We start from the raw sequence: 21,901 nt of genomic DNA, 5'->3' as shown, positions 1-21,901 counted from the left end.
AGCCTACTTTTTGCTATTCAACTCGATGGACCGCTCTCCTTCCTTCCACATGACCGTATAGCCCAGCTTCTCACCAACTTTTTTGACAGGCAAGTAAGGAATTCCCTTCACCATGACCACATCAGACTGGAAGGACGTCACTTTTTGTCCCAGCCCTAGCAGCAACTTGTTGGCGTGAACATACGCTACTCCATCTATCATCACTTTTTGCTCTGCCGTGTATGGATAGACATTGCCATTTACTCGTAAATGAAAGGGCCCATCTTTTTCTTTTGGGGACTGGATTGGCTGAGCAGCCGTATACGCAATGGCATCGACCCCGAGTACAGTGCCCTCTCGTGTGTTATCCGCTCCGCCGTACATTTTTCCCGTTTCAAAATCGTACACAATCGCTTGGACGTTGCCAATGTTTGTCGGTTCCTCAGCAAAGACGTGACCTTTTGCCATCAATTGCAGGATGACATCTTGGTCAATGCCCGCTTCCCACGTCACATTCGGATAACTGCTAGAAAAAATGCGTGGTGCACGGATGGCATCCTCAATTTCCATTCCATGATCGATCACATTGAGAATCGTCTGCGATACAGAGGCGATAATGGTTGAGCCACCAGGGGAGCCAATTGCTAAAAAGGGCTTCCCGTCTTTTAGCACCATGGTTGGCGTCATGCTCGAACGTGGACGTTTGCCGGGCTCGACCTGATTGACTCCGCCAGGAATCGCGTCAAAATCTGTCAGCTCGTTATTGAGCATGAAGCCGTAACCTGGAACCATCACACCGCTGCCAAAAATATCTTCGATCGTGGTCGTATACGCAACGATATTCCCCCATTTGTCCATCACAGAGAAGTGCGTGGTCTGCTTGACCGGGGATTGATCTCTCAGTTTCATGGACACCTCTGGCTTTTTGCCTGGATCGTACTTCCAAGGATCCCCTGCCACTACATTGGCATTCGCTGTCTCTTCACGAATGAGCTGGCGCCGCTCCTTGATGTATTCATCCGCAATTAGCCCCTTTTTCGGTACTGGATAAACATCCGCGTCCGCCATAAACGCCGCCCGATCTGCGTAGGCAAGGTGATTGGCTTCGATCAGATGATGCAAATAGGCTACCGACCGAATACCGTCCTTTTGGTTATCGTAGCCTTCCATCAGCTTTAAAATCTGAATGAGTGTCAAGCCGCCAGAGCTGGGGGGTGCCATCGAAATCACTTCATACCCGCGATACATGCCGCGGACCGGCTCACGCTCTTTTACTTGATACGCCTGCAAATCATCGAGAGTCATAGAGCCTCCCGTCCTTTGTACTTCCTCGACGAGTGCTTTGCCAATTTCCCCTTCATACAAAGCATCAGAGCCTTTGTCGCGGATGATCTTCAACGTTTTCGCCAATTGGGGCTGAACCAGCATCTCGCCTTCTTTGAGTGGAACTCCATTTGGCGCAAACACCTGTGCAGCAGCCCCGTGCTTTTTCAGCTTTTCCATGGAATTGGCAATAAATTGAGCGGACACCCAGTTGACGCGAACTCCTTTTTCCGCCAATTCAATCGACGGTTCTATCACTTTTCCCAAGTCCCATGTCCCATACGATTCCAACGCCTGCTCTACGCCCAGCAATGTGCCTGGGACACCTACGGCCTGACCACTCGTATGTCTCTCCTCAAATGGGATCGGCGTACCATCTGCCTGTAAAAACATATCGGGAGTCACCTTGGAAGGAGCTACTTCTCGACTATCTATCACCGTCACTTTGTTTTGATCCTTCACATAAATCATCATAAAGCCACCGCCACCGATACCGGACATATACGGTTCTGCAACATTTAGCGCAAATTGGATCCCAGCCGCAGCGTCAATCGCATTGCCGCCTTTTGCCAAGATATCTCTACCGACCTGCGCCGCTGCTGGATGAGAGACCGCGACAATTCCTTTTGTAGCTCCTTGCACGCCTGCTGGCACACCTGGGACTTTCCCCATAGCCAAATGAGGAAACGAAAGCACGGTAACAATCGAGAGGGTAACCATCATCCCTTTTTTCATGCGATCCCTCCTATTCCATTTCATTAACTCCTCCTATTATTATAATTTTCAGCAATTTTTAAGGTCAACCCACATTCACAGTTGCCTAGGCAAACTTTTCTCTACAGAAAAAAACACTCTTATGCAGCAAGACTTGTCGTCTTCGCAAAAGAGTGTTGCGATTTTTGCTTACGGCATGATGACCAAATTGCTCACCACGCGTCGTTCTTTGCCGCCAGAAGGCTTGTTCAACAGCTTGCCGTTGTAATAAAACGCACTGGAGCCGCCGCCGTCGAGATTATACGCATCCACGACATGCCACTCTTGCAGCTTTCTTTGCGCTTCCTCCAGCGTAACACCATTACTCCAGCCATCTCGTCTACCATCAATGACAATCAGCAGCAAATCGCCGTTGTCGAAATGCCCGATCAGTGTTCGCGGTTGACGCGCATTTGCCCATTCGCGCGGGATAGGCAATCGTTTTCCCCCTTGCAAAAGACGCGGCAAGAAGCTCGCTCCCTGCAATATCCCTTGTTGCGTAATTTGCGCCTGCGTCTTGATGCTTGTTCCGACCAGATGACCTTTGTTATTGAAACCGACAAAGCTCAGCTTCGCATTATTGGAAAAGGTTCGAATCTTGCCGTCAACAACCGTAATGCCCAACGGAGTCAGATTGCCCTGCTTGTCCGACATAAAGCCGCCTGCATTGATCGCAAGAATGGAGCCTGTACGCTTACCAGCTTGACTTGTTGTTTCTCCCTTACTTTTCACAGAGTTGTTCGCCAGCACCATTTTCAGCGCGTTTGGATCATTGAGGCGAACTTTGGCCATATAACCGCGGTATCCGCCTTCTTGCAGGGAGTACACCTTCACTGTCGAGTTTTTCCCGAAGTGTTGACCGATCGGCTTGCCAAGCATGTTGGACAAAATCGTGTCCAATACATCCGCAGATTTTTGTGTCTGGGATTTGCTCGCTTCAAGTGCGCTGCTGATCTTCTTGTGTTGTTGCTCGTATTCTTTCTGTTCCTTTTTCGAGCGATCCCGGATGTCTTCGATGACGATTTCTACGTTTCGAAGCTGCACCTTGGTATCGTTGAGCCGTTCCCCCAGCTCATCTGCCTGGCTCTTCGCTACGGCAGAAGAAAGCTTCAGTCCTTCTGTCTGGAGCTTGTCCACTGGATTGTCCAGCGCAAAAGCGACCAAAAAACCGAGAGCAGGCGCCAACAGAAAGAGAAAGAAACGGTTTATCTTACCAAGCACGGGCAGCATCCTCCAATTTTTTCAGAGATGCTTTCAAATCAACCAGCTGTTTGTTGAGTTGGTCAACCCGATCCTGCAGGGCTTCTTTGGTCTTGTTGGTGCCACCAATGGTTTCCCCCGTCAAAGCCAAATCTTCTTCCAGATTTCCTAGACCCTTCTGGACATTTTGCATTTCTTCCTGCACGAGAGTCAATTGATCTCCCAATGCCTTCATCTGCTTTTGATTATTTTCCTGAATTTGATCAATTCGTTGGTTTACAAATTGTTGCTGCTTGTCCAACGTATAAACAGCAAAGGCATATCCAGCATAGGCGAGTCCTACCCAGACCAGAACGGCCAAAACGATCGGTAGTAAAGGGCGCTTACCTTCTGTCTGGGAGGGAATCAATGCCTGAAAAAGACTGCCTCTTCTGCGTCTTCCTTTCTGCTTCCCGTTTGCCGGGAGTGGCAGTGTGGGTGACGAAGTCGATGACGCTCCCATGTATTTGTCGTCCATCGGCTCCCTCCTCCTTTCTGTGGCATAGTGAGGTTTCATTATAACATAGAAAGTTTTTGAAGCAGCATTTTGCTGAATAATGGGAAAATACGTCGAGAAAAGAAAATACCGCCACTATTTTTTGGCGGTACTTCGCTTTATTTTCGGAGTTGAAATTCGTTTTGCAGCTGATTGTGCAGCCTTTGCAAAAACAGGATCGGGTCTTCCTTGTTGGTCTGTTCGTCAACAAGCTCTAATTTTTGGCGCATGATGCTGGCTATTTGATTCCCCAGTTCATATTTTTTCCCTTGAGATAAAGAAGATAATCTGCTAATGAAGGAGGAAAGCAGCTGCCAATCCTCTCGGGTAATCGCCTGTTTTTGGCGCTCATCAAGCACGAGTAGCGCGTGATTCAAATCAAAGCCATTTGGCTGTTTGTCTTTCTTTTTCTGAAAAAGAGTCGATCGCTGTCCTGACTCCACTACGACAATTGTGCCCGCTACCATATCGCCAATTCGCTTATCACGAGGGTGAAAAAAGCAGACGAGCGCCCCGAGAAAATAACCCGTCGGCATTGCATCAATGATTCGAAACAGATTCCGGATCGTCGAGGAAACAAACGTCGCAGGCTGTCCGTTATCACGGATGACACGGATTCCCACCAGCCTTTTGCCAACGGTCTGTCCACCCCAGAATGCTTCCTGTAACCAATAGTAGCCAAAATTCACTACGAAGATAACCAGGAGAACGATGGCCAACGTGTAGTTGCCAGAATCCAGGAAAAAATCATCTTCATTTCCAAATAAAACTATACCAAACAATATAAATACAGTAAGATTAACCAGGAGCAAAATTCCTGTATCAATCAGCATCGCAGTGGCGCGACTGCCTAGACCCGCCGTCTGAAATCGCAGCATAACATGCTCGGGTGTCACGACAGACGCTTCTCGATTTGACCCACTGACGTATGTCGGTTCATTCATGATGTTTTTCTTCCCCCCTCGAAACTATGAGTTTTTTTCGAGTGATTACACACACGCTAATGAAGGAGGCATTATACATGGATATTACCTCGTTTTGGCACAAGCATAAGGCCTCTTGGGCCGAACTGGAACAATTAGTGGAGCGCTTTACCCGACAACCTCGGCACATCAGTGCTACCGATATTGATCGACTGACACAGCTATACAAAAAGACGTCTGCTCATTTGGCCTATGTACGCTCCTACCATCCTGCGGACGAGATCACCCTCTACTTAAACCAACTTGTCTTACGTGCACACAATTTGGCTTACAAGCAGCGAATAGGCAGCTGGCAGCAGCTCAAGCATTTCTTTGGCAGCTACTTGATGGGTCTCGTACATAAGCGAATGAGCTTCATTGGTGTGGCAGCGCTTCTTTTCATCATCGGTGGCATTTCTGGTTTTGCCGCCGTCATGGTCGATCCACTCAACCTCTATTACGTATTGCCACAAGGGATGGCTGAGCAGATCGATCCATCCAGGCTAGGAGAAGGGCACGAATCACTCGACAGTCCAGTCATCTCCACGATGATTATGACCAACAACATCAAAGTCGCGATGCTGGCCTTTGTCAGTGGAATTACGTTTGGAATCGTTCCCATCTACCTTCTCTTATTCAATGGCCTTCTTGTTGGAGCTTTGGCAGCCGTCTACTATCAGGCAGATAGCAGCTACGCGTTTTGGGCCTACATTTTGCCACACGGCGTGATTGAGCTGACTGCCATCTTCATTGCGGGCGGAGCAGGTCTTCACATGGGATACCGCCTGCTTGTGCCGGGTCGCTACGCAAGAAGACATCAATTTTTGGAGGCGGCAAAAGAGTCTGCACATCTGCTATTGGCTACCATCCCGCTTTTGTTCATCGCGGGAATCATCGAGGGCTATATTACTCCCTCGAGTCTCTCTCTCGAAGCCAAGTACATCGTAGCTGTCGGCACATTGCTTTTGCTGATTGCCTGGTACCTCCTCGGATACAAGTCCGATTCTCACAAAGCTTCTCTTGATTTGATGTCCAAATAAGTATTGATAACCGTCAGCGTCAATTGATCGGCCGGAACGTCCAGTACCTGGATACCCGCGCCGATCATTTTTTGTTGAAATGCCCTACGATCAAGCTGGAACCGTTGAGCTACTGCCTTCGTAAACGCCAAGCTGCTATTGCTCGTGTCTATATGACTCCATTCATGCAGCAGCGGATCTGCCAACGACAGCAGCAGGAGCAAATGCGAACGGCGCATCCGCCACAAATAATTGCTCAACTGATCTTCGACGAGGTAGTTTTCCATATCTGAAAAAAGAACGACCAAGCTCCTTCTCTTTTGCTGGCGATTCAAAAATTCAAGCGCCTTCGCCGGATCAGCCTCTACAAAATCACTCGTCAGGTTGTAGGTCGCCTCCAAAAGGGTGTGCAAGTGGCGCAGTCCTCTGCCTGGAGGTATGTACGTCTTGATTTCATGCGAATAAGCTAGTAGCGCTACCTGATCTCCTTGACGCAATGCCACTGCCGCTAACGTGAGAGCAGACTCCAGCGATCGATCCAGCCTCGTCTGATTATCCAGCTCGACACCCATCAACCTGCCGCAATCGATTAGAATGGTAATCACCTTGCCATGCTCTGGTCGATATTGGTTCGTCATCAGACGTCGGGAGCGTGCAGAAGCGGACCAGTTAATCATCCGAGGATCATCGTCTGGCACGTAATCGCGGATCGCATGGAATTCCGTACCCGATTTCTCCCTGCGCATGATTTTTTTCCCGTCGACGATCAAGCTCTCCTGTAATGAAGCCAAATAGCCACGAACGGCTGAAAGGTCAGGGTATACCTTGATCGTTTGTTCACACGCAAAGCGGCTTTGGCGATACCACAAGCCGAGCTTGCCATTCCAGCGCATATACAGCCAGCGGAACACGTACTCTCCGCGTTCTTTTCCTCTTGTTTCAAAACGGATGTTGGTTAAGGGTTGCTCCATCACGCCTGTGATTGGTCCGGTTTCTTCAAAAGTCAGCGGAAGATCTTCCATAATGGAGTACATAACGGATTGCCCGCTATTATTGGCAAGCTCAAGCTCGATCGAAAACGATTGTCCGATATCCGTCTGCTCAGGCAAGATTCGCTGGATCGACATGTCCTGTCGTTTGGGGATGGTAACCCAATCCAAGATGCTAGCGATCAGGAGTAAACCGTTGTACAAAAAGAATGTCGAATAGCCAATCTCCAGCAGAAAACCGACGATCGCGATGGGCGTCCCTAGCAAAACTGCCACGAGTAGTCGCTTGGATGGCAAGACAAAACGGTCTGCCAAAAAATCAGCGAGGAACTGGAATAGCCGCCAGCGTCTCTTCGATGATGTGGTCACTGGTACCCCCCTCCAATTCTACCTGCGGTGACAGAATGAGTCGGTGCCGCAATGCAGGGCGGGCTACCATCTTCACGTCATCAGGCGTCACGAACTTGCGATTGTCCAAAAGGGCCCAGGCCTTGCTCGCCATTAACACGGCGATTCCAGCACGAGAGCTGGCACCTAAGAGCAATCGTTTCGTTTCACGTGTATTGCGAATCAGTGTCGTAATGTACTCCAGAATCGAATCATCCACAACCACTTCTTCTAATTGGCGTCGCTTCTCCAAAATCGCCTCCCATGTAAAGAGCGGCTCTTGATTACGCTCGTGGCTGCGCTTGTTGGGAATATGTTTGGCGAGGATTTGCTTTTCATTTTCATGGGAAGGATACGACATCGTTAGCTTGAACAAAAAGCGATCGAGCTGTGCCTCCGGCAACACATACGTTCCTTCATACTCCACCGGGTTTTGCGTAGCGACGACAAAAAACGGGTCAGGTAAAGGATAGGTGACACCATGAATCGTCACTTGTCCCTCCTCCATAGCTTCTAAAAGGGCCGCTTGAGTTTTCGGCGGAGTCCGGTTAATTTCATCCGCCAGCAATAAGTTAGCGAAAACAGGACCTTTGATTGTCTCAAACTGGTTTTGCTGCATATTGAACACCACATGACCAATAATGTCCGATGGCATCATGTCAGGCGTAAACTGGACGCGCTTACTCTCGCCCCCCATCAACCCCGATAAGGTCTTTACCATTTTCGTCTTTCCGATACCGGGTACACCTTCTAGCAAAACGTGTCCGCCGGCGACCAAAGCGGTTAGCATCAGCCGAATATTTTGTCGTTGACCAACCAGCTCTTTTTCCATTTGTTGCAACAATTGCTCCACGATAGTTGTCACTCCTTCTCCAGACGCTTCGTAATCTCATCCAGCAAAAGACTGTCTGCAAGCAAGCCCTTCGGCGAGTATCGCCCTTCGTTTTTTGCCTGCTCCAATCGTTCCAGTAGATGAGCGAATTTCTCTACCTCTTGATTTGTCCATCTTGTTTTGGCATACCGCACGATTTCCACACGATCAGCTCGTTGGTGCACTCCCCACCGATCGTACAAAAGCTGTCGCATGTATGCTTCTCGATGTCGCAACGCATCCTTTGCCAGCCCTCTTCGCTCATACCAGCTAGACACGGCGAGTAACGTCTCATCACCACGTCGTACTGTCCATTCCCTAAGCGTATAGACTGGTCCGAAACGTTTTCCCCTCCACCACACATACAGCAAAAGCAGGATACCGAGTTGCATGCAAGCGGCTATGAGCCATCCTGGATAGATCGCCAAAAAACCTGGTTTTTCTTGCAAGCCATGATGGTATTCGTCTACCCAAAGAACGGACCAATCTCCTTGTACATACGGCCAGATCGCTTCAAAGTGGGACAGTCGATCAATTTTTTGATTGGTTAGCCATTCTGGTACAAGAAAAAACGTGACACTGCCATCTCCCACCTCTGTTCTTCCCCCGAGTATCCCCTGGTCGTCGTAGAGAAGTGGCTCCATGTCGTCATCTTCTAAAAATCGCAATGAGGTCCCTGCTTTGCCCATGAACCTCCCCAAAACGAGAGGTCCCTGAATGTTTCGCTCCTGATTTTCTTTACCCCGGATGTACTCCGTCTGAAAGGGAAGGTCTTCCCACTCTGGTCTCGATTGAAAGAGAATCAAGTCATTGCCTTCACTGACCCAATCGAGAATGTCTATCTGTTCCTCTGGCATCAGTCTTTCCGGCTCTACTACGAGCATGGCCTGACCTGTTGCTGTCGGTAAAAAACGCATTGGCTGCCGCCATTCCTTTACCTGCTTGCCTTTTTCCTCCAGTAGTACGAGCACAGCCTTGATTCCGCTCGACTGTGCAGATGAAGCCAGATACGGCGGGAGAGGTTCAGCAGTAGGCTTGACGATCAACCAGCCCACGACGAGGAGCAATAAAGTAGCCACAACGATTCCGACACGATAGGTGCGCAAACTATCCATGCTGTCCCTCCTCGCGCCAGATGCCTTCCAGTTCGTTCACACGCTGCCAGAACGAACCTTCATCAACAAGCGCCTGCCCGTACCAAACAGCGTCGAATTCTCGTGCGAAGCTGCCAAACACATCACGTAATCTTGGCTGATTTGCCTCTATTTCTTCTGCGTATTCCCAATTCGTTTTCCATTTCTCCACACGAACCCATGACTTCATTTGCAAATAAACCAACAACGCCAAAAACAACGAGCGTTCTCCTTCCCGCCATTCTCCTCGCGCTGCTTTTTCTTTCGCATCACGCAAATAGTCTGCATGAGAACGTATTTTTTCACCGTCCATAAACAGCGGTCGATGCTTCTTCTGTTCCCAAATCATTCTGCGAAACAACCAGTAAATGATGCCGACCAGTCCCAGTACTGCCAGAATGAGCACGAGTGTAGATACGGTATTAGCCGCACCCGATGGAATGTGGGTCCACTGAAATAGCTCGGCGAGCAACTCGATCACATATTCCACCGCTCTTTGAATCCAGTTCTCTCCACTGCCTTGGGGCAAATTGAACTCGTCTCTGGCTAGAATCTCTTGTAAATGCTCCTTGTCATCTACCCAAGGACTCGTGCTAATCATGTGTAACTCCCGGCTCTTTTGCAAGGGTAGGATTGGCTGGTTCTACTGGCGCAGATGTAGTAAGCTGACGGCTTACTAGCTCTTGTAAATCTGTCCCTTCTTTTCTCACACGCAGATCAAAGTAAGCCAAAGCGTAAACAATGGCCATCCAAGGGGTCAAGAGGCAGGTAAGTACAACCAGAATCAATTGCGCGAGAATCGATGTACCTAAGACGCCAGTGAGTACTAATTGGATGCCGCTAGAGAACATCGAGTAGATCACACTCAGAACAACAAAAATACCGAATAAGCGCCAAAAGTTTCCTTTTGTCATATTCCAGCTCTGACCAATTCCGACACCATCGCGTTCGAACAGAACGAGCGGCATATAAAAACCCCAACGAATTAAGAAAAAGCCTGGTACGAGCATCATCCCAGCAATTAAGAATAAATAGCCAAATAAAACCAGAATGATCACAAGCGCAATGCTGCCTCCCTCTGACGGATCAAACATGGTATCCAATGTCAGTCCACCAGCGATGGCGATCAGAAAGAAAATCAATCCATATACGATGACAAATGCTGTCGATACTGCAAATGCAATTACTCCATATAGCAAAGTACTACCCGCGAGTGGCCAAAATCGGCGAAGTGCCCCCTTCAAGGCATCTTTTAAGCTCAAGATCTCTCCCTCGAGAGCAGCCTTCGTCAGTAAAATCGAACCGGAAATCATTTGCGGATAGGCGATAATCCAAAGGATCGGTGCGACAAGGAAGAAGAATATGAGCAACATAGGTAGGCTTTGTGTCATAAATTCCTCTTGTCCGGCAAATCTTGCGCCTAACGATTCTGCAAAGTCCAGACCTTCAGTATCTTGTGCAAGCAAAGGCACCCTGGTAAAGTCAACCAGAAGCAGTTGCTGCAGGAGTAATAATGGACCGAACCAAATTAAAGCCAACAAAAAAAATGCTCCAAAATGCTGGCGATACACTGAAAAGCTCTTGTCCAACAGCTTCCCCACTCCCATGGGGGCAATCGGCGTACGATTCATGAGAAACCTCCATCTTTCTTTTTGAGATTACCTGATAAGTATACACGATTTTCCTGTTTTTTTAAAAAAATCATCTAATTTTGCTAATGTTTCCCTGCCTGATTTTGTCAAATCAGGTGTTAGTCCAATGCGGTCATCCCCCTGTTGAATATGATATTGCATGCATAGTTAGGAGGGTGTTGCCTTTGAAAGCATTGAGAAAGAAGAAGCTAAAAGCAAAGCAAGCCCGTTGCCGCTGCAAGAAGCGATCTACCAAACGCAAATCCAATAGTCTGCTCAGGAAACTACGGCGTTTTGTGCGTATCCACGTTCGCGCACCTCAAGTGAATGTGACCACCCCCACACCTCAAGTAGAAGCGCCTGTCGTGCAAGTAGAAGCGCCAAACGTGCAAGTAGAAGCGCCTGTTGTACAAGTAGAGGCACCTTATGTACAAGTAGAGGCTCCGAAGCCAATCGTCATCCCGGCACCATTAGTGAAGGTTGATGTCGAAAAGGAAGAATCAGCAGATCAAGTATGTATAGAAGGGCTTCGTCAAGAGCTCAGCAAATGTATGAGAAACGATCAACTTGTGGAGGTCTTACTAACGACAGATTGGGGACCTGAGAGTCGTTCTTACCGAGTCGGCAAGCTTCTGAGAGTGGAAGAAGGAATCATTGAATTACAGACCTCTTCACGTACCAATGGAGCCTCGATCGTTATTCCTATCACCCATATCGTCGCGATTATTCCAAATGCATAAATCCAATGGAACAAGCTGATATTCTGCGAGGCTTAGGATGGCCTAAAGATGCGGGGAGTCTGTGCGTAGTAGATTCCCCCGCATCTCCCTCCATTTCGTTCAAACACATGCGGGACTAGCCCTTTTGTTCAGACAGGCCAGTCCACTCTGGCGGAACATTGCATGACTTTTCGTCCTTAAGGTATGAATAAACGCCCACTTCTCTTTTCTCTCTTTAGAGAAGTGGGCTGTAGCATTCACTTTTTGGTTTTACATACCCCTGTTATTCCATACGTCTAGCACATCTCTTGCGACTCGATCCCATGTAAATCTCTGTTCGGCGAGCTGGCGTCCACTTCTCCCCATTTGACGTTGGAGGTCGCGGCTAGACAATAGTTGTTTCAGTTGTACTGCAAACGCTAGAGGGTCTTCCGGCTGCTCGACCAACAGTCCATTGTCTCCGATGATCACCTCAGCATTTCCACCCCGCTTGGTCGTAACAAAGGGCAGTCCGGCAGCCATCGCTTCATAATGAACACGTGCCAGTGGTTCCTCCCATTGCGATGGACAGACAAAAACGTCCCCTGCCCAGAACCAGTGGTGAATCTGATCTGCTGGAACAAATCCCGTTGTAATAACCGGAACAGGCGAACGATTCGCTAATGAGCGTACATATGCTGCATAGTCACTGATTTTATTTTCTCCGTACCAGGACCCTCCAACCAAGACGAGGGCGATGTTGGAATGATAGGAGCGGAGTTCATTCATCGCACGAACCAGAATGTCGGCCCCTTTTTTCGGTGTCAGTCTTCCTACAAACAAGATCACTTGCTTGTTGCCAAGATTGTGTGTCGCCCGCAGTTCCTGCCGAATCTTTTGCGCCGTTTTGGACCCTTCCACCGGAACAAACGTTTCCAAGTTCACACCTGAATAGATCGTGCGAAGTTTATTTGCGGCTTCTGGATACAACGAGGCAATGACCCGACCGACATAATCACTAATGGTGATGATCCGTTCTGTTTCAGCAACGGCTCTGGCAGCTTCTGCCTGCCCTATTTTTACTGGGTCAAACATATCATTGTGCATACTTAGAATGATGCGTGCGTTCGGGCATACCTCACGAATGATGGGAACCATCCGCGGTCGGTTAAAAACATGGATGACATCATAGTTGTTCGCACTCAGAAAAGCGGCTACTTCGCGCGCATAGATCTCGAACACCCCTTGACCATCTACCCGGACATAACGCGCATTGCGAACGATTTCATCCTTCGGTAGCGTGGGATCCGACGTTCCCAGGATAGTCAGCTCATGATGCCTCCCTAGAATATCTGCAATCCCCGCAATATATGTCTGAATCGCTCCCCCTCGTATAGGAGGGACTGGCAATTTTTCTGTACAGACCATAATAACTTTCATCTGTATTCTCCTTTCCCGTACCGACCTCTTACATTAGTTGCCTTTCGATTTCTTTGATTTTTGACGCTGCTTCTTTATCGGCGTATTTCGGATTGGTTTCGCTGTCTTGGCAACCTTCTTGCTTTTATTGGAAGTGACGGTCCGGGACTGCTGTTTAGATGTCCACACAGTTTCTTTTTTGTTTTTTCCAGCTTGACTTGCGGGTTTTACTTTTGGTGATTTGTTCTTTACTTCGATAGAGACCCGAACTTTACTTAGAGGCTTACTTGACTTTTTGCTGCTTTTTGAGATAGCAGAGCTCATTGCCTGCTTCTTGTTTCGATGGACGAGTTTTCGTGCTTTACTTGTAGCAAATGGTGCTGATAGCGTGAACGGAGCACTTCCCGAAAATGTGATCGGACCTCTGCGGGTTGTGCTGCTATTTTCCGCCCTTGCCCCTTCCTGTTGGCTTTCTTGCGGTGTATTTAGCGCTTTCTCGGAAGGCGGACGGGAACTGGCTCCCTTGTCACTTACAGGCTTTTTGTCTTTGGACTCCTTGAGTTTGGACACTTTGTCTTTGGATCCCTTGACCTTAGACTCTTTATCCTTAGACTCTTTATCCTTAGACTCTTTGATCTTCGTAGCCTTTTTGTCTTTCGGTTCCTCGACGAAAGCCTCTGCTGTTGGTGGTGTGGACACCGCAACAGGTAACAATTCCTTGATATCGGATGCCAGCCTTTGCGGTTCAACTACTTCTGTTATTTGATCATAGTTGCCCGGTTCGTATTTACTGATGTCTTTCGCGAGCTCTGCCAATGCCGCATCTTTTGTTTGATCCCCCGTCAATACTCGTTGCAGGATACCTTCCGCTTCTGTCGACAAGAAGGTGGCTGGATCATAAAACATCTCTTTGAGATGCTTATAAAATTCGTTTGGCACTGCCATGTCATTCAAGAGCACTTCAAACGATTCGCGATCCAGTGGATTTGCCTTATGGTAGGCTTCGATCATGCCGCGCATCCAGGTAACATCCCAGACGCCCATATCATCCATCGTACTGGTGATGAGCTTGCGCAAATCCCGAAATGGCAAATCGTACGATACGCCATCCAGGTCGATGACCCAAAGCCCTCCAGGTCCATTTTGACCATTTGACCAGCCGTAATCTTGGTGCACCAATCCCCAGTGCGCCTCTCCCATTTTGATCATTTTCGGATAGGCAGACGCTTTTAATTTCTCTAAGGCTGCCCATGCTCGCTGTTCATAGTGATCGACGACGGCCAAAATGGATTTACTTGTTGGGGTTTCACTGTAGGCCTTTGCTATTTCCCGCATCCACCCGATTTTTTTGGCAATCTTTTGATAATGATTGGGCCAACGATATAAACGGGAGGAGTTTTTGGCTCCTGTGGGCGGAACATAGCCTTTCGAATGGCGATGGAATTCACCAAGACCGTAGCAAAGCTCTTGCGCGCCTACCAAATCTACTTTTGTCGCCGGCTGCAAGGCAATCCAATCGGTAACAATCCATAGTTTCCCGCCCTTTTCCACATAAAGACTTCCATTTCGAGCAGGAATCAATGCTGGAACCCTTGCCCCCTGTTTAACAACGTATTCTTGGAAAGCCACACTATAGAGACTCCGTTCAGGCGTACGATGCAGTACCTTAAGGCTACGCGGACCTTTATCTGTCTCGATGCGCCAAATAGCCCCGCCTTTATCTGGCTTGGAAGTAATGAGCGTACGACTTTTTACCGACATGTCATACTCTTTGATCACTTGTTCTGCGATCGCATCTACTTCTGGTGGCACTGTCAAATCCCAGTTAGCCGGCGTTTCCACATTCCCTTCTCGGGTATCCCATGGCTTAATCACATATTGTTCCATTCCATTCCCCCCACACTTCTGTGGTGATGCCTTCGTCCTTCTCCATAAGCTATTCGCTATGTCCTTATCTCGAACCGGACAAATATCATTGGGAATTTGCCAATTCGTTATTCGCACAGGGATAAAGTCTCGCAAAAAAACAGCTTGACCCCTCGCATGGTAGCGGCAGTCAAGCTGTTTGTTAAATCATCAGCAATTCGCGTATTTCTTGCTCGGTTAAAGAAGAGATTGCCTCTTGTCCCGGTGTAATGATTTCTTCGATCAAGTTTTTCTTTTTTTGTTGCAGCTCGTACATCTTCTCTTCGACCGTCCCCTCTGCAACAAGCCTAATCACTTGGACGACATTCTTTTGTCCGATGCGATGGGCACGATCAGCTGCCTGTTGTTCGACGGCGGGATTCCACCACAGATCATACAAGATTACGGTGTCCGCACCCGTCACGTTCAATCCTGTTCCCCCCGCTTTCAACGACATGAGGAACAAATCACGCTCTCCCTCGTTAAACCGGTTGCACAAATCTAGTCTCTCTGCAACTGGTGTTTGTCCATCCAAATAGAAAAACGGGATACCGTGATAGCCCAGCTCACGTCCGATCATCCCCAACATCTCCGTGAATTGAGAAAAGAGTAAAACGCGCTTTCCAGCGTTTTTGCATTCACCCAGGATCTCGAATAACTGTTCGAGCTTGGCTGACCCTCCGTCATACTCTTTGACGAACAGTGCTGGGTGGCAACATATCTGGCGCAGTCTGGTCAAGCCTGCGAGAATTTTGATCCGATTTTTTTGAAAGCCTTTATTGTACAGATGCTTCACTGTTTCCTGTTGGAGCTGTGCCAAATAGGCGACATACAGCTTTTTCTGCTCGGGCAACAGCTTTGCGCTTTGCAGTGTTTCAATTTTTGCTGGCAATTCCTTTAAAACTTCCGTCTTGAGCCTGCGCAATAAAAATGGACGCGTTCGCTTCGCAATCGTTTCTCTCGGCAAGTCGAGGAATTCCTTTCGTGCCGGAAAAAGCTCTGGGAAAACAGCATCGTAGATGGACCACAGCTCCTCTGTCCTGTTTTCCACAGGTGTTCCCGTAAGCGCAAAACGATGCTTGGCTTTTATCCGTTTGACTGTCTGAGCGGTTTGGGTGACATAGTTTTTGAAGGTCTGTGCTTCATCCAAGATCAAGGTGTGGAAGGAATGCTCCTCGAACTGGGCATGGTCACGACGCAAGAGTGGATACGATGTAATAAGCACATCGATTTCTGACTGCTCGTTTACGATTTGAGTCCGCTCTTCCTTCGTACCATCCACAATAACGCTACGGATCATTGGCGCAAACTTTTTGATTTCGTTGTGCCAATTGTATAAAAGAGAGGCAGGAGCCACAATAATCGCTGGTAGCTTTTGTTCTCGGATTTCGGACAGAACAGAGAGGAGGAAGGTAATGCTTTGCAATGTCTTCCCCAGACCCATATCATCTGCGAGAATTCCCCCAAAGCCGTAGTGTGCCAGTGTTTTCATCCACTGATAGCCGTACTTCTGGTAATCGCGAAGTGTCCCCTGCAAGGATTCAGGTACAGGAAAGTCCAGATTATCAGGGTTTCGCATATTCTCCAAAAACTGGCGCAGCGATTTTCCTAACTGAACAGACTGTCCCTGCATGGGTATATCCATCAAGCGCAATCCGTATATAGCAGGCAGTTGATAGCCACTTCCCATTTGATCAGCGTATTGCATGCCCATCTCGTCCAAGAAACGATTGATTTGCTCAAATTCTTTTGTTTCAAGCGGCAGAAGCGCTCCATTCGACAGCCGATGATATTTGCGCTTTTCTTCTACCGATTGGATGATGCCTCGAATCTCAGACTCGGGTATGCCATCCATATCAAAGCGAAAATCCAACCAATTTGTTCGCTCATTCACATCCACTTTGACTTTAGGGGGGATGTGGAGAGGCTGAATCCTGATTTTTACGGAGGTCGTCGCGTATACCTTTAACAGCTTTTCCAGCTTAGGGACGACGTGATAAAGGAAGTCATACTCAGCCTCCTCATCATCTAGAAAATACCCCTCTTCCGTGCGGGTAAAGGCACTTTCCTCCATCAGCTCTAAAATCTGTCGCTCCTTCTCGCCGTCACGCATCAAAATCAGCTCACTGCCACGTTGCCCTCCCCCTTCATGGCCTTCGAGCGGATTGATGACGATATCACCGTATTGAAACTCCAGTCCCGCCAGCAGTCTGTCTCTTACTCGATCCAGATACAGCTTGGCTTTTAACTGGAATTGCACGACCCGTTCCGAGACAGCTTTTGCAATTTGCACGTTCCCCAGTTTCATCAAGGCCGGGACAATCTGCACCATGAATGGTTCGATTTTTTCAGCGGGAATGGGAATCCGCTCACTGCTATGAGATTCCAACAAGTGCTTGAGCTCCGCCAAACTGTGGCATTGTTCCTTGGGCAGTCTGTGCCATTTTCCATCTACGAGCAGCAGACCGTAAGCTTCCAAGACAGTAATGTGCTTGAAGCCCTGCACTTCCAGCTGATATTGATCTGGTTTTGTCTGATCAAATTCGAAGTGGAGTGGCGGTCGATCATCTAGACATACGAACGTCGGGTATATTTGCTCATGATCCTGAATGTGAACAGACGGGGCACTGAGTAGCAAGGCAAATAATCGCTCCCAGGTAAACGGCGGAACGAGAAGAATTCGGTCCCCGCCCACATGCTTCTGTTCCTGATAACGGTCGCTCGCTGTCTCCCGATATAGTTTCTCCGCTCGGTAAATTTGCAGGAGTTCACGAAGGATAGCTTCGTGCTCTGGCAAAAAACGATGCAAATTCGGATCATAGGTAAACTGGCTGGAGAATCGATACACTTGCTGCTTATCTATCCGGTCTAAAAACGCGCGAATGTCCTTTACGATGTACAACCTCTTTGGCCCCAGTTTCAGCTCTATTCCGATCACGCTTTTGCGAAAGCCATACCGAACGATTTTACATATGATTTCCAAGGCAAGCGTTGTTCGTGAATCCAGCAACACACGATGATGGCTTGTCCGAAGCGGGCGGTCCACAAACAAACCGAACAGTCCCTCTGTTAGCTTGGAATCAGGCTGATCTGTCATGCCTTCTTGTTTCGTTGTAATGGAAGTGGCAAAGCTGCCAGGATCCTCATCTACTAGTAGATCACGCATGGTTAACAACGAGGCTGCGATATGTTGGCAGTACTGATCGTACGACGCCAAAGTTGGGCAGCTGCACACTGCTGCCATACCAGACTCGTCCAGTTCAATAGTGACCTGATAATTATTTTTTCCGGCGTTCACTGTCGTTCTGATCCACACAGGTTCCGGTTGAAAATGCTCCACAAGCACGTTCCCAGAACGGTAAAAAGTCTTTCCTCTCTCATATGAAAGGCGACCACACCATTCTTTTATCATTTGATGGCTCACTTGAAAGCTCATTTTCTGTTCCATCCTCATTTTGAAATATGTTTAATATTACAGAATGCAACTGAAAAAAGATACGCATGAAAGCGTATCTTTTTCCCCATATAAAAATCAATTAGGCGTCATCGGAATCTTCGTCGTCAGAATCTTCTTCATCGGAATCTTCGTCGTCAGAATCTTCTTCATCGGAATCGTCGGCATCAGAATCTTCCCCGGCATTGTCTTCTTCATCTTCTTCATCGTCATCGTCGTCATTATTGCCGAAGTATAATTTTTTCGTAGTGCCATCTTCGTATTCGATTTTTACTTCCATTTCTTCTGCACCTTCACCAAGTGCCTCACGTAATTGCTCTAACCATTCGTTCATGTTAACTACACCTCCTGGTTATAGATGATCTCTTGGCAGCATTTGCCAACAGCTTTACTGTCGACATTGATACTATATGAACAGTTCCTTTTTCATGTATGGACAGCTGTCCCCGTCCTTACAGTAGACTTTTACACAACTTTCCCTCGCAAGTATCAGATGTACTTAGCAAGCTACTGTGCATACGTCCCGGTTACATATTTGGAAGTAGACTGGACAAACTTTTGATGGAATCGACTTCAATACATCACGACTTTCACAACAGAAGGGAGAGCTCATTGTTGAGCAGACGATGGATCAAAAGCTTGTTGGTCGGGATTAGCTTGTTGCTTACAAGTGCCTTGCCAGTTGACTCGATTATGGCCTCACCAGATCACCCGTACCATTTTGGATTTAAAAAGAGCAAGAATGGTCAGTTACCCTCTATCAACGAGGAAGGCTTTAAAGGCATTGTGGATCGTCACGGCGCGGTTTTTTTAGGGGATACCACGAAAAAAGAGCTTTACTTGACGTTTGATAACGGTTATGAGAATGGCTTTACACCCAAAATTTTAGATACGCTTCTCGCGAAAAAAGTCCCTGCCATTTTCTTTGTGACAGGACACTTTGTGAAGGAACAGCCCGAGTTGTTAAAGCGAATGGCAAAAGAAGGACATCTGATCGGTAATCATTCCTGGAGCCACCCCGATATGACAACCGTTCCGAATCAGAAAATCAAAGACGAGCTGACGAAAGTAAGTGATGCCGTCCAGCAAGTGATCGGGCAAGCGAACATGCGTTACTTACGACCTCCCAGAGGAATTTTCAGCGATCGCACACTTGCTGTAACCAAAGATTTGGGCTATACCAATGTCTTTTGGTCTGTCGCCTATAGGGATTGGGATACCAAAGTCCAGCGTGGGGCAAAATACGCTTATGATAACGTAATGGCCCAATTGCATCCCGGTGCTGTTATTCTGCTCCATTCTGTCTCCAAAGACAATGCAGAGGCTCTCGGGACGATAATCGATGCAGCACGCAAGCAAGGCTATGAATTCAAGAGCTTGGATCAGTTGCCGAAAAAGTAGGACAAGCCTCCCTTTTGCAAGCAAAAACTCCCGCTGCTTCGCATGTGCAAAGGGCGGGAGTTTTTGGGTTTAGTCGCGATCCAGCAAGGATGCTCCAGCAATACCTGGATGCGTCATTTCAAATGGATCGAGAATCAGATCCAGTTCTTCTTCTGTCAGTACATTGTGTTGCAAGCACAGCTCACGTACAGACTTTCCTGTCAAAATAGCTTCGCGGGCAATGCGTGCAGCAGTCTCATAACCGAGATGAGGATTCACCGCTGTGATGACACCTACGCTTTTTTCCACGTATTCTTTCATACGCTCGCGGTTTGCCTCGATTCCTTCCAAGCAGTGACGCGTAAAGACATCGAATGCATTGTCCATAATGCTGATCGATTGCAGCAAGTTGAACACAAGCACAGGCTCCATCACGTTCAGTTCTAGCTGACCTGCCTCGGATGCCAAACAAATCGTATGGTCATTTCCGATGACCTGAAACGCTACTTGGTTGATGAGCTCTGCCATGACCGGATTGACTTTTCCTGGCATGATCGAGGAGCCTGGCTGACGTGCTGGCAAGGAGATTTCCCCCAGTCCAGCTCGAGGTCCGGATGCCATCAAACGCAAGTCATTCGCGATTTTAGACATATTCATCATGCAAACTTTCAGTGCTGCTGATACTTCTGTATACGCATCCGTGTTTTGTGTAGCATCCACGAGATGGTCTGCACCTGTCAGCGGGAAGCCTGTGATATCGGCAAGATGCTTGACTACTGTTGTAATGTAACGAGGGTCAGCATTCAAGCCCGTTCCTACCGCAGTCGCTCCCATATTTACTTCATATAAATGCTGACGAGATTGCTTAATACGCTTGATGTCGCGTTCAAGCACTCGACGGTATGCTTCAAATTCTTGGCCTAAGCGAATCGGAACCGCATCCTGCAAATGCGTTCTGCCCATTTTAATGACATCATCGAATTCTTTTGCTTTTTGGCCAAATGCATCATGCATCTTATCCATCGTTACGAGTAGCTTTTCCAACAGGGTGAGTGTTGCAATATGAATCGCTGTTGGGAACGCATCGTTGGTAGACTGAGACATGTTGACATGTGTATTTGGACTTAAGTGGAAATAATCTCCTTTTTTCTCACCAAGCATCTCCAGACCACGGTTCGCGATCACTTCGTTAGCATTCATATTAATCGAAGTACCTGCTCCACCCTGGATCGGATCGACGATAAATTGATCATGCCATTTTCCTTGCATGATTTCTTCCGCCGCAGCAACAATCGCATTTCCTAACCGCGGATTCAATCTGGAAACTTCCATATTTGCCATCGCAGCTGCTTTTTTTACCATTGCCATTGCATTGATGAGGGAAAAATGAAGACGGTACCCGGTGATTGGGAAGTTTTCCGTTGCTCGCATCGTTTGCACGCCATAATAAGCATCAACTGGAATTTGCTTCTCGCCAAGAAAGTCTTTTTCCACTCGAAACGTCTGTTGTTCCATTGTTATCAGACCAGCCTTCTAGGAATAATGGTTGCTACTTCCCCTCCATTCTACCACAGTTTCATGCAGGAAGACTCATCCACCTGAAACTCTATTATTCCTTTTTACGTCTTACTATTTGTAGGTACTATTTCATACCAGACAGAATCGAGGGATACCATGAAAAAAATGCTTTTGCTGCTGTTGACGATCGGCTTGCTGCAAGGATGCACGAGTGGCACAGATAGCCCTTCTACTCCAACAGAGCAACAGAAGCCACCTGTTGCAACGAAGCCCGAGACACCTGCTTCTGAGCCACCCGCAACCACGAAACCTACAACGCCTGAGAAGCCACCAACGGAGCAAACAGGTCAACAGGAGACTGTCTATGCCAACGATATTTTCCGCAATGTCACTGTGAAGAAAACCGCCCAAGACACGTTTGAAATCAAAGGACAGGCGAGCGTGTTCGAAGCTGTACTCAATTATGTCGTAGAAGATGGACACAACGAGCTGACGAAAGGTTCCGTGCAGGCTTCGACTGCTGCTCCTGACTGGGGAGATTTTACCCATACACTGAAAGTAAAAAAAGCGGAACCGAACAGCACACTGACACTCATCTTGTTTGAAACAAGTATGAAAGACGGTAGCCGAAGAATGGAACTCATCATTCCTCTCCCGGAATAAGACCTGCAAAAAATCAGACCCTCTCTATGAAAAGAGAGGGCCTGATTGAAAGGGTCTATTATTAGATAGCAGTAGACAGTCA

General features: G+C 47.8%; 18 protein-coding genes. 4 read left to right on the top strand and 14 right to left on the bottom strand.

The window, feature by feature from the left end:
* Positions 1-3 precede the first annotated feature (3 nt).
* The 4 genes from ggt to HPY31_RS09470 form a co-directional block, all read right to left on the bottom strand.
* Complete coding sequence (gene ggt, locus HPY31_RS09485) at positions 4-2,037, bottom strand: gamma-glutamyltransferase (protein WP_172140379.1); 2,034 nt, start codon at positions 2,035-2,037, stop codon at positions 4-6.
* Between the two features lie 168 nt (positions 2,038-2,205).
* Positions 2,206-3,285, bottom strand: coding sequence for a phosphodiester glycosidase family protein (locus HPY31_RS09480; RefSeq protein ID WP_172140377.1), 1,080 nt, complete (start codon positions 3,283-3,285; stop codon positions 2,206-2,208).
* Positions 3,266-3,772 (bottom strand): hypothetical protein, encoded by a 507-nt coding sequence (locus tag HPY31_RS09475; protein ID WP_015891946.1) that lies wholly within the window; start codon positions 3,770-3,772, stop codon positions 3,266-3,268. The genes HPY31_RS09480 and HPY31_RS09475 overlap by 20 nt, the downstream gene beginning before the upstream one ends.
* Positions 3,773-3,909: 137 nt before the next feature.
* On the bottom strand, positions 3,910-4,734 hold the full coding sequence (locus HPY31_RS09470; protein WP_172140375.1) for an RDD family protein: 825 nt from the start codon (positions 4,732-4,734) through the stop codon (positions 3,910-3,912).
* A gap of 77 nt (positions 4,735-4,811) precedes the next feature.
* Between HPY31_RS09470 and HPY31_RS09465 the strand changes: the two genes are divergently transcribed.
* Positions 4,812-5,792: a stage II sporulation protein M gene (locus tag HPY31_RS09465; RefSeq protein ID WP_015891948.1), complete on the top strand. Its 981-nt coding sequence runs from the start codon at positions 4,812-4,814 to the stop codon at positions 5,790-5,792.
* Here HPY31_RS09465 and HPY31_RS09460 read toward each other — a convergent pair.
* From HPY31_RS09460 to HPY31_RS09440, 5 genes are read right to left on the bottom strand one after another with little or no spacing between them, the layout of a single operon-like run.
* Positions 5,759-7,129, bottom strand: a complete 1,371-nt coding sequence (locus HPY31_RS09460) for a DUF58 domain-containing protein (RefSeq protein ID WP_172140373.1) — start codon at positions 7,127-7,129, stop codon at positions 5,759-5,761. The two genes, HPY31_RS09465 and HPY31_RS09460, sit on opposite strands and share 34 nt — an antisense overlap.
* The gene (locus tag HPY31_RS09455) at positions 7,080-8,000 is read right to left on the bottom strand and encodes an AAA family ATPase (RefSeq protein ID WP_172140371.1); all 921 of its coding nucleotides are present in this window, start codon (positions 7,998-8,000) and stop codon (positions 7,080-7,082) included. The genes HPY31_RS09460 and HPY31_RS09455 overlap by 50 nt, the downstream gene beginning before the upstream one ends.
* Positions 8,001-8,008: 8 nt before the next feature.
* Positions 8,009-9,133 (bottom strand): DUF4350 domain-containing protein, encoded by a 1,125-nt coding sequence (locus HPY31_RS09450; protein ID WP_172140369.1) that lies wholly within the window; start codon positions 9,131-9,133, stop codon positions 8,009-8,011.
* A complete protein-coding gene (locus tag HPY31_RS09445) occupies positions 9,126-9,752 on the bottom strand; it encodes a DUF4129 domain-containing protein (RefSeq protein ID WP_016743228.1) in 627 nt (208 codons plus the stop codon). Before HPY31_RS09445 ends, HPY31_RS09450 begins: the two co-directional genes overlap by 8 nt.
* Positions 9,745-10,782 carry an ABC transporter ATP-binding protein gene (locus HPY31_RS09440; protein ID WP_172140367.1) on the bottom strand — a complete coding sequence of 346 codons (1,038 nt, stop codon included), beginning with the start codon at positions 10,780-10,782 and terminating at the stop codon, positions 9,745-9,747. Before HPY31_RS09440 ends, HPY31_RS09445 begins: the two co-directional genes overlap by 8 nt.
* A gap of 176 nt (positions 10,783-10,958) precedes the next feature.
* Between HPY31_RS09440 and HPY31_RS09435 the strand changes: the two genes are divergently transcribed.
* Complete coding sequence (locus tag HPY31_RS09435; protein ID WP_371811697.1) at positions 10,959-11,522, top strand: hypothetical protein; 564 nt, start codon at positions 10,959-10,961, stop codon at positions 11,520-11,522.
* Between the two features lie 249 nt (positions 11,523-11,771).
* Here the strand turns inward: HPY31_RS09435 and HPY31_RS09430 are convergent, their stop codons facing one another.
* The 4 genes from HPY31_RS09430 to HPY31_RS09415 all read right to left on the bottom strand — a co-directional run bounded on the left by HPY31_RS09430 (position 11,772) and on the right by HPY31_RS09415 (position 18,592).
* Positions 11,772-12,920 carry a glycosyltransferase family 4 protein gene (locus HPY31_RS09430; protein ID WP_172140363.1) on the bottom strand — a complete coding sequence of 383 codons (1,149 nt, stop codon included), beginning with the start codon at positions 12,918-12,920 and terminating at the stop codon, positions 11,772-11,774.
* 33 nt (positions 12,921-12,953) lie between these two features.
* On the bottom strand, positions 12,954-14,786 hold the full coding sequence (locus HPY31_RS09425; RefSeq protein WP_172140361.1) for a CotS family spore coat protein: 1,833 nt from the start codon (positions 14,784-14,786) through the stop codon (positions 12,954-12,956).
* Between the two features lie 181 nt (positions 14,787-14,967).
* Entirely contained in the window at positions 14,968-18,240 is a 3,273-nt protein-coding gene (locus HPY31_RS09420) for a DEAD/DEAH box helicase (protein ID WP_172140359.1), read from the bottom strand.
* Between the two features lie 100 nt (positions 18,241-18,340).
* On the bottom strand, positions 18,341-18,592 hold the full coding sequence (locus HPY31_RS09415) for a DNA primase (protein ID WP_172140357.1): 252 nt from the start codon (positions 18,590-18,592) through the stop codon (positions 18,341-18,343).
* A gap of 281 nt (positions 18,593-18,873) precedes the next feature.
* On the opposite strand from HPY31_RS09415, the gene pdaA reads away from it, so the two are divergent.
* Positions 18,874-19,659, top strand: a complete 786-nt coding sequence (pdaA, locus tag HPY31_RS09410; RefSeq protein ID WP_172140355.1) for a delta-lactam-biosynthetic de-N-acetylase — start codon at positions 18,874-18,876, stop codon at positions 19,657-19,659.
* A gap of 69 nt (positions 19,660-19,728) precedes the next feature.
* Here pdaA and aspA read toward each other — a convergent pair whose 3' ends face one another.
* Positions 19,729-21,153 carry an aspartate ammonia-lyase gene (aspA, locus tag HPY31_RS09405; protein ID WP_016742306.1) on the bottom strand — a complete coding sequence of 475 codons (1,425 nt, stop codon included), beginning with the start codon at positions 21,151-21,153 and terminating at the stop codon, positions 19,729-19,731.
* Between the two features lie 159 nt (positions 21,154-21,312).
* On the opposite strand from aspA, the gene HPY31_RS09400 reads away from it, so the two are divergent.
* Positions 21,313-21,819 carry a Gmad2 immunoglobulin-like domain-containing protein gene (locus HPY31_RS09400; protein ID WP_172140353.1) on the top strand — a complete coding sequence of 169 codons (507 nt, stop codon included), beginning with the start codon at positions 21,313-21,315 and terminating at the stop codon, positions 21,817-21,819.
* Positions 21,820-21,901 lie beyond the last annotated feature (82 nt).

The organism is Brevibacillus sp. HB1.3 (assembly GCF_013186635.1).
In the GTDB taxonomy this organism is placed as follows: Bacteria; Bacillota; Bacilli; order Brevibacillales; family Brevibacillaceae; genus Brevibacillus; species Brevibacillus brevis_D.
The sequence above is the reverse complement of the archived record's forward strand: the minus strand, read 5'-3'. Positions and strand labels throughout refer to the sequence as shown.

Coding starts and splice junctions, on each gene's coding strand:
- HPY31_RS09415 (WP_172140357.1), bottom strand. CDS start 18,592: ATGAACGAATGGTTAGAGCAATTACGTGAGGCACTTGGTGAAGGTGCA.
- HPY31_RS09480 (WP_172140377.1), bottom strand. CDS start 3,285: ATGCTGCCCGTGCTTGGTAAGATAAACCGTTTCTTTCTCTTTCTGTTG.
- HPY31_RS09400 (WP_172140353.1), top strand. CDS start 21,313: ATGAAAAAAATGCTTTTGCTGCTGTTGACGATCGGCTTGCTGCAAGGA.
- HPY31_RS09425 (WP_172140361.1), bottom strand. CDS start 14,786: ATGGAACAATATGTGATTAAGCCATGGGATACCCGAGAAGGGAATGTG.
- HPY31_RS09440 (WP_172140367.1), bottom strand. CDS start 10,782: ATGAATCGTACGCCGATTGCCCCCATGGGAGTGGGGAAGCTGTTGGAC.
- HPY31_RS09465 (WP_015891948.1), top strand. CDS start 4,812: ATGGATATTACCTCGTTTTGGCACAAGCATAAGGCCTCTTGGGCCGAA.
- HPY31_RS09430 (WP_172140363.1), bottom strand. CDS start 12,920: ATGAAAGTTATTATGGTCTGTACAGAAAAATTGCCAGTCCCTCCTATA.
- HPY31_RS09450 (WP_172140369.1), bottom strand. CDS start 9,133: ATGGATAGTTTGCGCACCTATCGTGTCGGAATCGTTGTGGCTACTTTA.
- ggt (WP_172140379.1), bottom strand. CDS start 2,037: ATGAAAAAAGGGATGATGGTTACCCTCTCGATTGTTACCGTGCTTTCG.
- HPY31_RS09445 (WP_016743228.1), bottom strand. CDS start 9,752: ATGATTAGCACGAGTCCTTGGGTAGATGACAAGGAGCATTTACAAGAG.
- HPY31_RS09475 (WP_015891946.1), bottom strand. CDS start 3,772: ATGGACGACAAATACATGGGAGCGTCATCGACTTCGTCACCCACACTG.
- HPY31_RS09470 (WP_172140375.1), bottom strand. CDS start 4,734: ATGAATGAACCGACATACGTCAGTGGGTCAAATCGAGAAGCGTCTGTC.
- aspA (WP_016742306.1), bottom strand. CDS start 21,153: ATGGAACAACAGACGTTTCGAGTGGAAAAAGACTTTCTTGGCGAGAAG.
- HPY31_RS09420 (WP_172140359.1), bottom strand. CDS start 18,240: ATGAGCTTTCAAGTGAGCCATCAAATGATAAAAGAATGGTGTGGTCGC.